Genomic DNA, 13,249 nt, shown 5'->3' with positions numbered 1-13,249 from the left:
CCTCTAGCCGCGGCCCGTGACCGTTGCTCGACGACGAGAGATCGCGTCGACGGCCGCGGCAGCGGCGAGCACTGCACCGGTGACAACGTACTTGACGCCCGGCGAGTACCCGAGCAGAGCCATGCCGTTGTCGATGACGGCGATCACGGCACCACCGATGAGCGCGTCGATGATCCGGCCCTTGCCACCGAAGAGCGACGTACCACCGATGACGGCCGCGCCCACGGCGTAGAGCAGGACGTTCGAGCCGCCCGCGTTCGGGTCCACCGACGTCGCGCGCGACGCCGCCAGGACACCGGCGACCGCCGCCATGGTGGAGCAGATCATGAAGCACGCCGTCCGGACGGCCTTGACGTTGATGCCCGCCCGGCGCGTGGCCTCCGCGTTGCCACCGACCGCGTAGATGTGCCGGCCGAACGCCGTCCGCGTCAGCACGAAGCCCAGACCGAGCGCCAGCACGACGATGAGCGGCACCACGATGGGCACGCCGATGATCGAGGTCCGCAGCGGGTTGAGGCTGCGCTCCTGGTTGAGGATGGCGACCATCGCGATGACGACGCCACCGAGCGCGACGATCTTCAGCACGACCATGCCGAGCGGCGCGGCGAGCAGCCCGCGCTTGCGGCGCAGCTGCCAGGTGCGCAGGCTCGAACCGGCGTAGGCGAGCACGGCAATGATCGCGATCGCCCAGCCCAACAGCGGTGGGACGTTCTTGTTCTGCAGCGCGATGATCACCGGGTCCGTGATCGAGATGTTGCCGCCCGAGCCGATGATCAGGAGCACGACGCCTTGGAGCGCCAGGAACATCGCCAGCGTGATGATGAACGACGGGATGCCGACGCGCGCGACCATCGTTCCCAGGAACGTGCCGACGATCAGGCCGGTCACCAGCGCCGCGAGCAGCGCCGCCCACCACGGCCAGTGGTAGACGACGAGACAGGTGGCCAGCACGGCACCGCAGGTCCCGGACGTGAAGCCCGCCGACAGGTCGATCTCGCCCAGCAGCAGGACGAACACGAGGCCCATCGCGATCGTCACGACGACCGCGCCCTGCTGGAACAGGTTGGCGATGTTCCCGATGGACGGGAAGGTCGCCGGCTTGAGGATCACGAAGACCGCGAGGAGCACGACGAGCGCGAGGATGGCCGGCAGCGAGCCCATGTCGCCGCCGCGCACCTTGCTCACGTAGCTACCGACCGCCTCGCCGAACGTGGGCTGCTCGACCGAGCCGGCCAGGAGGGAAGGCGACGTCTGCGCCGGGGGAACCGTGGACGTGCTCATGCGGAGGTGCTCCCGTTCGTGGTGGTCGGCGCGTCGCTCGTGGTGGCCGTGGCGCTCCCGGCGCGCTCGGGCGCGTCCGGCGAGATCCGCGGTGCCACCTGGCCGGGTGCCAACCCGGCGGAGCCGCTCGTGATGAGTTCGATGACCTCGGTGCGCGACGTGTCCTTGGTGCGCACCTGCGCGGCCGTCTGGCCCAGGTAGAGGACGTTGATGCTGTCGGCGACCTCGAAGACGTCGTTCATGTTGTGCGAGACCAGCACGACCGCCAGGCCGGCGTCGGCCAGCCGTCGGACGAGCTGCAGCACCTGCTCGGTCTGCGCAACGCCCAGCGCGGCCGTCGGCTCGTCGAGGATGACGAGCTTGGAGTTCCACAGCACGGCACGCGCGATCGCGACCGTCTGGCGCTGGCCGCCGGAGAGGCTGGCCACGTGCTGCCGGATGGACCGGACGGTCCGCACCGACAGGCTGGCGAGCACCTCGGCGGCGCGGGTCTCCATCGCGGACTCGTCGAGCCGGATGCCCCTCTTGATCTCCCGCCCGAGGAACATGTTGTGGACGATGTCGAGGTTGTCGCACAGCGCGAGGTCCTGGTAGACGACCTCGATGCCGAGGTCGTTGGCGTCGGCCGGCGAGCTGATGTGCGTCGCCTCGCCCTCGAAGAGCACCTCGCCCGCGTCGAACGGGAAGATGCCCGCGACGCACTTGATCATCGTCGACTTGCCGGCGCCGTTGTCGCCGACCAGCGCCGTGACCTCACCGGCCCGGGCGACGAGGTCGACGCCGCGCAGCGCGTGCACCGCGCCGAAGTTCTTCCGCCCTCCCCGGACCTCGAGCGTCGGTGGAGGGGCCAGGTCGGGTGCGGCATGCGCTGCTTGTGTCATCGTCCACCTCGTGGGGTCCGTCGGTTCACCCCGCGTCGTCGCGGGTCTGTGCGGGTGTTGCGGCGACGTCTTCGTCGGTCGGTCGTTGTCGTTCTCCCGGGTTACCCGGGCGCCAGGCCGGGGCCGGCCGCTCGCGCGAACCGGCCCCGCCTGGTCACCGGGGTGGTCGGTCGACCACCCCGGTGTCGTGCGTCAGGAGATGCCGGCCTCAGCGCACTTGGCCGTGTAGTCGGCCGTGCAGACCTTGTCCTTCGTGGTGTAGCCGTCGGCGATGACGTCCTTGACGTTGTCGAAGTAGATCGCCTCGGGGTCGAGCAGGACAGCCGCAACCTTCTTGCCGGACTCGGAGTCGTCGACCGAACCCGTGGCCAGGTCAGAGGTGCTGTCGCCCTTGGCGGCCGCGATGGCCAGCGCCGCAGCGGCGTCGGCCTCCTTCTTGACGGCCTTGTAGACGGTCATGCACTGGTCGCCGGCAAGGATGTTCTGCAGGCCCTGGTCCGTCGCGTCCTGACCGGTCACCGGGACGGTGCCGTTCACGCCGTTCTTCTTGAGGATGGCGATCGCGGCGTTGCCGAGACCGTCGTTGGCCGCGAGGACGCCGTCGATCTTGCCGGCGGTCTCGGTGTACATCTGCTCGAAGATCGTGCCGGCCTGCTGGTTGTCCCAGTCGGGCACGGCCTGGTCGGCGACCACCGTGTAGTCACCGCTCGTGGTCTTCGGCTGCAGGGCGGCAACCGCACCCGCCTTGAAGAGCGTGGCGTTGTTGTCCGTCGGCGAGCCGTTGAGGAACGCGATGTTCGCCTTCGTCTTGCCGGCGTCATCGAGGCACTTCTGCAGGCCCTCGCCCTGGAGCTGGCCGACCTTCGTGTTGTCGAACGACACGTAGAAGTCCGCGCCGCCGCCCAGCGTGAGTCGGTCGTAGTCGATCGTCGCGATGCCCTGCGCCTGAGCCTTCTGCAGCACCGCCTTGCCCGACCCGGAGTCCAGGTTGACGATCATGAGGACGTTGACGCCGCTCGTGATCATCTGGTCCGCGATCGTCTGGAACTGGGTCTTGTCACCCTGGGCGTTCTGGATGTCGGCGTCGACACCCGCGGCATCGAACGCCTCCTTCAGGTACTTGGCGTCGGCGGTCTCCCACCGGGCCGAGGACTTGGTGTCAGGAAGGATCACGCCGACCTTCGGCGCCGCCCCTTCGCTGCTTCCGCCACTTGCCGTGTCGCTGCCGCTGGGCGTGTCGTTGCTGCTACAACCGGCCAGCAGCAAGCCGGAGGCCGTGACGGCCGCCATTGCCAGAACCATGCTTCGTCGCATCGTGCTCCCTCTCGTGACGACGCCCCGTTGCGCTCGTCTCCACCCGGCGCTTTCGGGCGCTCGGACTATGTTGCGGGCCACAACATATGGCCGGGCGGGGTCCCTCACAAGGTCAGACGCATTTTCCGTGGTCAAACTGTGACCTTGCAGGCTGAGCAAGCGCTTTCTTTGGTGCCCGGTTCGCTCACCTGGGCGAATCATGTTCGGGGCCACAACAATCCCTGTGCGGGCACTGAGGGCGGGGCCTCCCGGGACGTCCGCGCATTCGAGCGTCAGGGCGACCGATCCTGCGGACGTCCGGGGGCTCGTCGCGGGACGTCCGAGCATTCGAGCCTCGGGCGGCGACCGATCGTGCTGACGTTCCGGGTTCGTCGCGGGACGTCCGCACATTCGAGCGTCAGGGCGACCGATCGTGCGGACGTCAGCAAGCTCCTCGCAGGACGTCCGAACAACGGAGGGCTATAGCCCGCAGGTGTTCGGACGTCAGCCAATTCCTCCCAGGACGTCCGAACAACGGAGGGCTATAGCCCGCAGGTGTTCGGACGTCAGCGAGCGGTCCGGTGCGTCAGGCGGGAGGGTGCGACTAGCGGTCAGGCGTCGGCGGACTCCGCCGAGCGGCGCCAGCGGATCCCCGCCTCGATGAAGTCGTCGATGTCGCCGTCGAAGACCGCGGCGGGGTTACCCACCTCGTGCTCGGTGCGCAGGTCCTTGACCATCTGGTACGGCTGCAGCACGTAGGAGCGCATCTGGTCGCCCCAGCTGGCCTTGACGTCGCCGGCAAGCGCCTTCTTCTTCGCGTCCTCCTCGGCCTTGCGGACGAGAAGCAGGCGGGACTGCAGCACGCGCAGCGCGGCTGCACGGTTCTGGATCTGGGACTTCTCGTTCTGCATCGACACAACGATGCCGGTCGGGATGTGGGTCATGCGGACGGCGGAGTCGGTGGTGTTGACCGACTGGCCGCCGGGGCCCGACGAGCGGAAGACGTCGACCTTGATCTCCGACTCGGGGATGTCCACAGAGTCGTTCGACTCGATGAGCGGGATGACCTCGACGGCTGCGAAGCTGGTCTGGCGTCGGCCCTGGTTGTCGAAGGGGGAGATGCGGACCAGGCGGTGCGTGCCCGCCTCGACGGACAGGTTGCCGAAGGCGTAGGGCACCTTGACCTCGAACGTCGCCGACTTCAGGCCGGCCTCCTCCGCGTAGGAGGTGTCGAGCACGGTGGTCGGGTAGTTGTGGCGCTCGGCCCAGCGCAGGTACATGCGCAGGAGCATCTCGGCGAAGTCCGCGGCGTCGACGCCGCCGGCTCCGGCGCGGATGGTCACGACGGCCTCGCGCTGGTCGTACTCCCCCGCCAGCAACGTGCGGACCTCGAGCTCGCCCAGGTCCTTCTTGATCTTCAGCAGGTCGGCCTCGGCCTCGGCGAGGGTCTCCTCGTCCTCCTCCTCGGCTGCCATCTCGACCAGCGTCTCGAGGTCGTCGATGCGCCCGTCGAGCTTGCTCATGCGGTCGAGCTCGGCCTGCGTCGACGACAGGGCGCTGGTGATCTTCTGCGCCGCGTCCGGGTCGTCCCACAGGTCGGGGGCCGAGGCCTGCTCCGAGAGCTGGGCAACCTTCGCCTGGAGCGCGGTCGGGTCGCTCACCGCCTGGATGGTGCCCAGGGTGGTGCGCAGATCACGGATCGCGGAGGGGAAGTCGGTGGTGGCCACAACCGCTCAGGCTACCGGAGCCTGCCTGCGCACCGAGCCGGAGCGATATCGCGGTCAGGACGCGCGGGCCGTCGACTCGGCCTCGAGCGCGATGCCGTCCTGCCACGCCGCGAGTACCCAGCTGAGCAGGACGGGGTGCGTCACGGCGCCGAGGTGCACGCGGGCCGAGGTGCCGTCGGGCGTGCTGGCAGAGAGCACCACGAGCTGGTCCCACTGCGCCGCGGCGTCTGGGTTGTCGCGCAGGTACTCCTCGACCGCCGACCGCACCGCCGCATCGGTCAGCGGGAGTCCGGGATCCCGGTCTGCACCGGGCGCGTAGTAGCGGTCGTCGCCCACGGCGTCGGCGCCCTCGAGCGCGAGCACGTCCGCGAGCGCCAGCAGCCGCTTGCGCTCAAGGTGCACGCCCGCGGCCGAGGCCACGACCGTCACCAGCAGGAGCGCCACGACGACGAACCCGATCGTGAGGATCATGATCTGGCCGTCGTCCCGGCTTTTCGTCCGGCCGTGCGTCATCCGGTCGCGCGTCATTCGGTCGTGCCTCATCCGGCCGCGCCTCATCCGGCCGCGCCTCATCCGGCCGCCCGGTAGGCGTCCACCGGCGCCACGCGCTCGGCGCTGACCGGGATCTCGAGCGGGACGACGTCGCGCACGAACCCCGGCACGAAGGGCAGCGGCACCCTCACGTCGATCCGGGCGGACACGTCGCTGCCCGGCGCCAGGCACGGCGAGACCGAGCACGTGATCGTCAGCGCCTCGGCCGGGTCGTCGTCGAAGCCCTGGTCTCGTAGCGCGATCCCGGCCGCGGCGATCGCACGCGCCGCGCCCTCGTCGGCACCGTCGGCGACGACGAACGTGCGGGCAGCCTCGCGCGCCGCCCCCTCGCCGGCGAACGTCGCCGCCTCGATGCGACCGAGGACGAGGACGAGATAGACGAGGGGCACCAGCAGCACGAGCGAGAGCCCGAGGAACTCGATCACCGAGCTGCCCTCGTCGCCTCCGAACCGCGCGGTCACGGGACCTCGAGCAGGGCGTGTCCGCGAACCGTGAGCGTGCCGGCGGGGCCGACCAGCCCCACGAGCGGCAGCGGCGCCTGCACCTCGACCTCGACGACGTCCAGGCCGTCGATCGTGGCGAGACCGGCACTCACGTCCTGCGCGTACGCCGCGGAGAGCGACTGGGCGATGAGGTCACGCGACCGGGCGGCGCCGTCCGCGGGATCGTGCCCCACAAGCGCGCCGTACCGCGCACCCTCGGACGCCGAGTCGACCAACGTGTTGCGCACATGCAGGACGACCGTGAGCTGCAGCACCGCCACGAACAGCACGGTCACCAGCCCGCCGACCAGCGCGAAGTCGACGATCGCCGACCCAGCGTCGCCTGTCAGGGCGCCTTGACGCTGTCGATGGCATCCTCGAACACCCGAGCGAGCGCGTCGCCCGCGATGATCCACAGCGCGGTGACCAAGCCAGCGGTCATCAACGTGACCAGCACCCACCCCGGCACGTCGCCTCGGTCGGACCCGCGCCCCGCGACCCGGTGCCGCACGGCGCTCCACGCGGTCGAGCCCCACACCAGCGACCCCCACAGCAACGTCGCGGTGCGCGACGGACCGCCGCCGCCGTCCTTCGTCTGAGTCTCGCTGCCCGTCGTCATCGGTCGTCGTCCCTTCGTCGGGCGCCCACCGGGCGCCGTACCAGATACCGCTGCCCGTCACAGGCCGACCCGCAGGACGACCATGCTCGGGAAGACCGCGAAGACGACGGTGACCGGAAGAATCAAAAAAACGACCGGCACCATCATCAGCACTTCTTTCCGTCCGCCCGTCTCCATGAGCGCGCGGCGCCCTTCCTCGCGGACGTCCTGCGCCTGCGCCCGCAGGACGTCGGCGAGCGGCGTGCCCCGCTCGACCGCGACGGCGACGCCCTCCGCGAAGCGCGCGAGCGCCGGCAGGCCCGTCCGGTCGGCCAGGTTGTCGAGTGCGACCGTCAGCGGCGCGCCGGAGCGGGCGTCGGCGAGCGTCCGGGCCAGCTCCCCGGTGAGCTCACCGTGGGTCGTCCGCACGACGCGTTCGAGCGCACCGACCGCCCCCTCGCCCGCCCCGACCGCCAGGGCGAGCAGCTCCGCGATCGTCGGGAGCTCCTGCAGCATCCGGGACTCCCGCTCCCGGAGCTCGCGGCTGAGGGCCCAGTCACGCGCGAGAACGCCGAGGAGCCCGCAGACGGCGACGAGCACGACCAGGGCGCCGACGCCGGAACCCCGCGTCGCCGCGAGCAGCAGCGCGAGCGCGAGGCCGGCCGCCAGCCCGAGCACACCCCACACGACCTGCCCGGCCCGGAACTGCTCGACGGTCTCGCTGCGGCCGGCCCGCTCCAGGCGACGGCGCAGCTCCGACGTCGGGGAGCCGAGCCGCGTGACCAGCCGGACGGCGTCGCTCATCACCGGTGCGACGAGCCGCTCCACGGTGGCGAACGGCCCGCGCACGCTGGGTGCGGACCGCAGCAGGCCAGAGCCCGTGGGCTGCGGCCGGAGGTAGGGCGCGAGGCGCTGGTCGAAGTCGATCCGGCGGGACCGCAGCCGCAGCACCACGAGCGCCAACCCGAGCCCCCCGAGGAGCCCGACGAGCGCGCCCACCACGCCCGGGCTCACCGGAGCACCCGCGGGTCGTCGGGCAGCCGCGCGATGCGGAGCATGACGAGGTAGGCGACCGCCGTGCACGCGCCTCCGACGACGAGCACCGCGAACCCGGCCGGGGTGTCGTACGCGCTCGCCGCCTCCGGACGCGTCGACAGCAGGGCGAGCACGACCCACGGGGCCGCGACCGCCAGCCTCGCCGCGTAGACGGTCCAGCTCTGCCGCGCCTCGAGCTCGCCGCGGGTCCGGACGTCCTCGCGCAGGAACGTGGCCAGCGTGCGCAGCAGCCGGCCGAGGTCGGTGCCGCCCACGTCCCGGGTCAAGCGCAGGGCCTCGACGATCCGGTCCGCGACGGGGTCGGCCAGGCGCGCCTTCAGGGCGTCGAGGCACTCGCCGAAACGTCCGGTCGCCCGGTAGTCCTCCGCGAAGGCCGTGAACGCCGGCCGCAGCTCGACCGGGCCGCGCTCCCCGATCTGCGCGACCGCCTCGGGCAGCGCCAGCCCCGCCCGGATCCCGGAGCCGAGGTGGTCCACCACCTCGGGCCAGAGCTGCCGAAGGCGCGCGCGCCGACGCCGCGCCCGCCCTCGCACGACCGCCCACGGCGCCAGCGCCGCGAAGACCGCGAAGCACAGCGCGATCGACGGGATCCGGGTCAGCACCACGCCCACCAGGAGGACCACGAGCCCGACGACGACGCTGGTCAGCACGAGCGCGCCCGGCGTCACCCCGCTCGCCCCGGCCTGCACGAGGGTGTCCTGGGTCCGGGCGTGCCAGCCGGCCATCCGCGAGCCCCTGGCCTGCCTCGGCTCGGCCCAGAACGACCACCAGATGCACGCCACGCCGGCTCCGAGCAGGAGCCCGACCACGACCGCCATCAGCCGCGCCCGCGCAGGAGAGCGGCCAGGTCGGTGCCCGAGCGCGCGAACCGCTCCGCGTGCGGCGGGTAGCCGTCCGCGCGGACCAGGTGCCCGTCACGCGCGTGGAAGACGTCGGCGGTCTCGACGATCCCCTGCTCCACCCGGCCGGGCACGGCGACGATCTCTCGGACCAGCCGTCGGCCGGTGCCGTCGAGGTCGAGGTGCACCACGAGGTCCACCGCCGAGGCCACCGTGGGGATGACGAACCGGTCGGACACGTTCTCGCCGGCTAGCAGCGGGAGGGTGCACAGCTTGGTCAGCGCCTCCCGGGCCGAGTTCGCGTGGATCGTGCACATGGCCGGCACCCCGGCGTTGAGCGCGATGAGCAGGTCGAGCGCCTCGGCCTCGCGAACCTCGCCGACCAGCAGCCGGCTCGGACGCATGCGCAGCGCCTCCTTGACCAGCCGCCGCAGCGGGATCTCCCCCGTGCCCTCGAGGCTCGGCTGCCGGCACTGCATCGCCACCCAGTCGCGCGCGACCAGCCGCAGCTCGAAGACTTCCTCGCACGTGATCACACGCTCGCGCGCGGGGATCGCGCCGGCCAACGCGTTGAGCATCGTGGTCTTGCCCGCCTGGGTGCCGCCGGAGACCAGGATGTTGAGCCCGGCACGGACGGCGGCATGCAGGAACGCTGCCGCGTGCGGGGTGAGCGTGCCGAGGCCCACCAGCTCGTCGAGCGTGGTCGCCCGGACCACGTACTTGCGGATGTTCACCGACCAGTGCTGCCGCGTGACGTCGGGGATGACCGCGTGGAGCCGCTCCCCGCCCGGGAGGCTGGCGTCGACGAACGGGCTGGACAGATCGAGCCGACGGCCMGAGACCTTGAGCATCTTCTCGACGAGGTCTCGCACCTGTCCGTCGGTGAGGATCGTCGTCGTGAGCTCGGACTCCCCGCGTCGCGCGACGAACACCTGCGTCGGCGCGTTGATCCATATCTCTTCGACCTCAGGGTCGTCGAGGTACTTCTGCAACGGCCCCAGCCCGGCGACGGCGTCGACGACCGCCTTGTGCGCGGCGACCGCATCCACCAGCGGCGGGACCGCACCGACGACCGACCGCTCGTCGTAGTCGGCGATCACGTCCGAGACCAGCGACACCACGCCGGGCCGGTCCCGGACCGGGTCGATTCCCCGACGCCGGATCAGCTCGCGGACCTCGGTCTCGAGGATCGCCACACCGTCCACGGCTGCCCCCTCGCTCTCGGTCACAGCGCCCGGTTCATCCGTCATGTCCGAATGCACGCTGGCCGGAACCTTAGGGGACACGCGGCGGTGAGCACACCCCGCTGTCCACAGGGGGGACGCCCGTTCACCCGTCGGAGGGAGTCGTCTGGGACTTCGGTCCTAGGAATTGGGGTTGCTTGCCCCAGACAATTGGTTGACGACGAACAGGTGGCGAGCAGCGCGACGACGATCGAGCGCGCGATTCCGCAGCCCCCTTTTAGGGTCGGGCCCAGCTCCGGGCCTGAGCCCAAGCGACGTCGCTCCGCACCGAGGCCGGTGCACCCTGACTCCATCGAAGGACATCCCCATGCGTTTTCGCGCCCTCGGCGCTGCCCTGCTCGCCGCAGCGCTCGTGCTCCTGCCCACCGCCGCGCACGCCGACGGCGGCTCGGATTCCGCGACCCCGTACACGGTCACCGCCGCCGGCCTGACACTGCCCAAGGGGACGACATTTGAGGCGAACGGGCACATCAACTACAAGGTCACCAAACTGGACGGGACCGGCGAGAAGTCGTTCAACGTGCAGCAGTCCGTGCCGGACAACGGCATCTGGCCGCAGGCCCGGTACGTCGGGAAGAGCTACTACCCATGGACGGACCACCCGAAGTTCGCCGCATCCTTCCCCGGTGGGTACTGCGTGACGTGGGTGCAGGTCAGCCTGTACAACCAGCACTTCGGCGAGGGCCATCAGGCGCCCGTCTGCACCGACCCGGCTAACGAGACCGGCGGCGGTTCCGGCGACGGCGGCGGCACCGGCTCGACCGACAACGGCGACACCGACAACAGCGGCACCGGCGACAGCGGCACCGGCTCGACCGACAACGGCGACACCGACAACAGCGGCTCGGGCGACGCGACAGGCTCGGACGCCACGGACGCTGCGGGCGACCTCGCGCCGACCGCCGACCCGGCGCTGMCGACGACGACGGAGCCGGAGTTCATCAGCGAGGTCCTCGCGGCGGAGCMGTCGGATGCGACCGACGTGACCGCCACGCTCGCCGCGACCGGCTCCGCCGCCACCACGGTCGGGGCGCTCGGCGCGCTGGCAGTCGCGACCGGCGCAGCCCTCGTGGTGCTGGCCCGCCGGCGGACGACCGCCGACCACACGCGCTGAGCCCGCGGGCCGGACACATGACCCACTGCCGCGGGTCGTGGGTCCGGCCCGCTAGCGTGTGAGCGTGTCCACGACGATCACCACCCCCCTGCCCACCGGCCGCCAGCACGTCCTCGAGCTCGGGGGTCAACGTGCCGTCATCACGGCGGTCGGCGCCAGCCTCCGGGAGTACACGGTCGACGGCCGGGATCTGGTGCTCCCGTTCGACGAGACGCAGATCCCCCCGGCCTTCTCCGGCGCCACGCTGGCGCCCTGGCCCAACCGCCTGCGCGACGGCGCCTACGGCTACCGCGGCGAGACGTACGAGGTGCCGCTCACCGAGCACCACCGCCAGACGGCGCTGCACGGGCTGGTCTCGCACACGACGTTCACGACGGTCGACGCCGACGCCACCTCGGTGACGCTCGAGCACGTCATCGTCCCCACGCACGGCTACCCGTGGCCCGTGCGGGTGCAGCTGGTCTACACGCTCACCGGGGCCGGGCTGCACGTCCGCGCGGAGGCGACGAACCTCGGCACGACGACGGCGCCGTACGGCATCGGCTTCCACCCGTGGCTGTCGCCGGGCGACGCGGACGTCGACGACTGCACGCTGCAGGTCGACGCCGCCCGGCACGTGACGATCGACGAGCGGCTGCTGCCCACGGGGTCGGAGCGCGTGTCCGACGGCTTCGACCTGCGCGAGGCCCGCCTGCTGCACGGCCTCGACCTCGACGACGCCTGGATCGACCTGATCCGGGACGCCGAGGGCATCTCGTGGATCCGGCTGGGCTGCCCCGACGGGCGCACGGTCGCCATGTGGGCCGACGACGCGACGAAGGCGTGGCAGGTCTGCACCGGGGACACGGTCGAGCACATCTCGCGCCGCGGGGTGGCCGCCGAGCCGATGACGTGCATCGCGGACGCCTTCCGCACCGGGAACGACCTGGTGCACCTGGCGCCGGGCGAGAGCCACACGATGACGTGGGGCCTCAGGCTGCTGTGAGGTTCACGCGGCGGCGTCAGCCGTCGTAGTACTCGCCGTCGGCCTCGACGCCCTTCTCGTACTCCCAGTGCCACTTCTCGTGGGGGCCGCTGCCGCCGGGCTGGGCCCACGCGGGGTTCTGCCAGCCGTAGGTGGGCCCGTTCTCCGTGATCCAGCGCCACTTCACGCCGGAGGTCTGGTCCTGGCAGAGGTCGACGGCGAGGCCCCAGCCGTGGTTGCTCTTGCCGGGTGCGGCGGCGAGGCCGCCCTTCTGCGCCTTGACCGCGCGCTGCTGCGCGAGGGTCCGGTAGCCGGAGGCGAGGCACAGGTCGCCGCCGAACCGCGCGGCGAAGGCCTGGTTGAACTCCGCCAGGGAGACGGCCGCGTCCGCGCGCAGCTGCGTGTGGTTGTCCCACAGGGTGCACAGGTCGGAGACCTTGAGCAGGCCGTTCTGACCGGCGGGGCGCACCGAGCCGTCGCAGCCGGCCAGCAGGGACCGCTCCTCGGTGCGGCTGGACGCCGCCGACAGGCTCCTCGCCTGCAGGGCGCCGTCGGCGGACACGAGCGAGGACGGCGGCAGCGCCGAGAGCGACGAACCGGCCAGGGCGGAGACCGTCGTCGGCAGCGTCGTGTCCGCCAGGGCGTCCGAGCCGAAGGCCACCGGGCTGGGCACGACGCCCTGGCTGACGGGGATCACGACCGTGATGCCGGCGAGGACGCCGAGGACGCCGAGGCGTGCCGCCATGCGCGTGGGTCGGCCGGTGCGGCGACGCGCCGTGCCGTGCTCGACGGCCGCGAGCTCGGGGACAACCGGTTGCGCGACCACCGTCTGCTCCAGGGCCGGCGAGATCGCAGGCAGGACCGCGGGGAGCGTCGGCAGAGCCACCGGCGCGACGGCACGGTCCTGCGGGGCCGCCGACCAGCGGCGCTCGGCCGGAGGAGTAGCCGGCTCGGCGGACAGCGTCGGAGCGGCAGCCCACTGCGGGGAGAAACCGGCAGGGCGGGCCGACGGTGCGACCGGCCGCTGCGCGACCTGCGCGAGCTGCTCGGTGGCGGGCGCGACCGGCGTGCGGTGCGCCGCCCAGGCCGGCACGTGGTGGACAGCCGTCGGGGAGTCAGGATCGATGCGCGGGGCGGTCACGGGGACCGGCGTCGAGACGGGTTCGGCAGCGGAACGCCGCTCTGCCTCGCGGAGGCTGCGGCGTGTCGGGAGGCCTG

The 13,249-nt window shown here is 71.7% G+C and carries 14 protein-coding genes; 2 read left to right on the top strand and 12 right to left on the bottom strand.

Features of this window, described 5'->3' with window-relative positions:
• Nucleotides 1–3 precede the first annotated feature (3 nt).
• The 11 genes from AC1DYZ_RS05395 to AC1DYZ_RS05345 form a co-directional block, all read right to left on the bottom strand.
• Nucleotides 4–1,281 (bottom strand): sugar ABC transporter permease, encoded by a 1,278-nt coding sequence (locus AC1DYZ_RS05395; RefSeq protein ID WP_477064173.1) that lies wholly within the window; start codon nt 1,279–1,281, stop codon nt 4–6.
• On the bottom strand, nt 1,278–2,162 hold the full coding sequence (locus AC1DYZ_RS05390; protein WP_477064172.1) for an ATP-binding cassette domain-containing protein: 885 nt from the start codon (nt 2,160–2,162) through the stop codon (nt 1,278–1,280). The genes AC1DYZ_RS05395 and AC1DYZ_RS05390 overlap by 4 nt, the downstream gene beginning before the upstream one ends.
• Before the next feature lie 192 nt (nt 2,163–2,354).
• Nucleotides 2,355–3,335, bottom strand: coding sequence for a sugar ABC transporter substrate-binding protein (locus AC1DYZ_RS05385; RefSeq protein ID WP_477064171.1), 981 nt, complete (start codon nt 3,333–3,335; stop codon nt 2,355–2,357).
• Between the two features lie 731 nt (nt 3,336–4,066).
• Nucleotides 4,067–5,182, bottom strand: a complete 1,116-nt coding sequence (gene prfB / locus AC1DYZ_RS05380; RefSeq protein WP_477064170.1) for a peptide chain release factor 2 — start codon at nt 5,180–5,182, stop codon at nt 4,067–4,069.
• Nucleotides 5,183–5,236: 54 nt separating this feature from the next.
• Nucleotides 5,237–5,725, bottom strand: coding sequence for a pilus assembly protein TadG-related protein (locus AC1DYZ_RS05375; protein WP_477064169.1), 489 nt, complete (start codon nt 5,723–5,725; stop codon nt 5,237–5,239).
• 26 nt (nt 5,726–5,751) lie between these two features.
• Nucleotides 5,752–6,195 carry a pilus assembly protein gene (locus AC1DYZ_RS05370; protein ID WP_477064168.1) on the bottom strand — a complete coding sequence of 148 codons (444 nt, stop codon included), beginning with the start codon at nt 6,193–6,195 and terminating at the stop codon, nt 5,752–5,754.
• Nucleotides 6,192–6,632, bottom strand: coding sequence for a TadE family protein (locus tag AC1DYZ_RS05365; RefSeq protein WP_477064167.1), 441 nt, complete (start codon nt 6,630–6,632; stop codon nt 6,192–6,194). Before AC1DYZ_RS05365 ends, AC1DYZ_RS05370 begins: the two co-directional genes overlap by 4 nt.
• Complete coding sequence (locus AC1DYZ_RS05360) at nt 6,563–6,754, bottom strand: hypothetical protein (RefSeq protein WP_477064226.1); 192 nt, start codon at nt 6,752–6,754, stop codon at nt 6,563–6,565. The genes AC1DYZ_RS05365 and AC1DYZ_RS05360 overlap by 70 nt, the downstream gene beginning before the upstream one ends.
• A gap of 138 nt (nt 6,755–6,892) precedes the next feature.
• On the bottom strand, nt 6,893–7,828 hold the full coding sequence (locus AC1DYZ_RS05355) for a type II secretion system F family protein (RefSeq protein ID WP_477064166.1): 936 nt from the start codon (nt 7,826–7,828) through the stop codon (nt 6,893–6,895).
• On the bottom strand, nt 7,825–8,688 hold the full coding sequence (locus tag AC1DYZ_RS05350) for a type II secretion system F family protein (protein WP_477064165.1): 864 nt from the start codon (nt 8,686–8,688) through the stop codon (nt 7,825–7,827). The genes AC1DYZ_RS05355 and AC1DYZ_RS05350 overlap by 4 nt, the downstream gene beginning before the upstream one ends.
• Nucleotides 8,688–9,914 carry a CpaF family protein gene (locus AC1DYZ_RS05345; protein WP_477064225.1) on the bottom strand — a complete coding sequence of 409 codons (1,227 nt, stop codon included), beginning with the start codon at nt 9,912–9,914 and terminating at the stop codon, nt 8,688–8,690. Before AC1DYZ_RS05345 ends, AC1DYZ_RS05350 begins: the two co-directional genes overlap by 1 nt.
• Nucleotides 9,915–10,260: 346 nt before the next feature.
• Here AC1DYZ_RS05345 and AC1DYZ_RS05340 point away from each other — a divergent pair, with 346 nt between their 5' ends.
• Nucleotides 10,261–11,067 carry an LPXTG cell wall anchor domain-containing protein gene (locus tag AC1DYZ_RS05340; protein WP_477064164.1) on the top strand — a complete coding sequence of 269 codons (807 nt, stop codon included), beginning with the start codon at nt 10,261–10,263 and terminating at the stop codon, nt 11,065–11,067.
• A gap of 64 nt (nt 11,068–11,131) precedes the next feature.
• A complete protein-coding gene (locus AC1DYZ_RS05335) occupies nt 11,132–12,052 on the top strand; it encodes an aldose 1-epimerase family protein (RefSeq protein ID WP_477064163.1) in 921 nt (306 codons plus the stop codon).
• 16 nt (nt 12,053–12,068) lie between these two features.
• On the opposite strand, the gene AC1DYZ_RS05330 is transcribed toward AC1DYZ_RS05335, so the two are convergent.
• The gene (locus AC1DYZ_RS05330; protein ID WP_477064162.1) at nt 12,069–13,172 is read right to left on the bottom strand and encodes a M15 family metallopeptidase; all 1,104 of its coding nucleotides are present in this window, start codon (nt 13,170–13,172) and stop codon (nt 12,069–12,071) included.
• Nucleotides 13,173–13,249: the final 77 nt, after the last annotated feature.

This window comes from Cellulomonas sp. P1_C4 (assembly GCF_056406355.1).
Note: the sequence above shows the minus strand (reverse complement) of the source record. Positions and strands in the feature narration are given on the sequence as shown.

Excerpts from the sequence above, each read along its gene's own strand:
- AC1DYZ_RS05395 (WP_477064173.1), bottom strand. The coding sequence starts at position 1,281 with ATGAGCACGTCCACGGTTCCCCCGGCGCAGACGTCGCCTTCCCTCCTG.
- AC1DYZ_RS05390 (WP_477064172.1), bottom strand. The coding sequence starts at position 2,162 with ATGACACAAGCAGCGCATGCCGCACCCGACCTGGCCCCTCCACCGACG.
- AC1DYZ_RS05375 (WP_477064169.1), bottom strand. The coding sequence starts at position 5,725 with ATGAGGCACGACCGAATGACGCGCGACCGGATGACGCACGGCCGGACG.
- AC1DYZ_RS05350 (WP_477064165.1), bottom strand. The coding sequence starts at position 8,688 with ATGGCGGTCGTGGTCGGGCTCCTGCTCGGAGCCGGCGTGGCGTGCATC.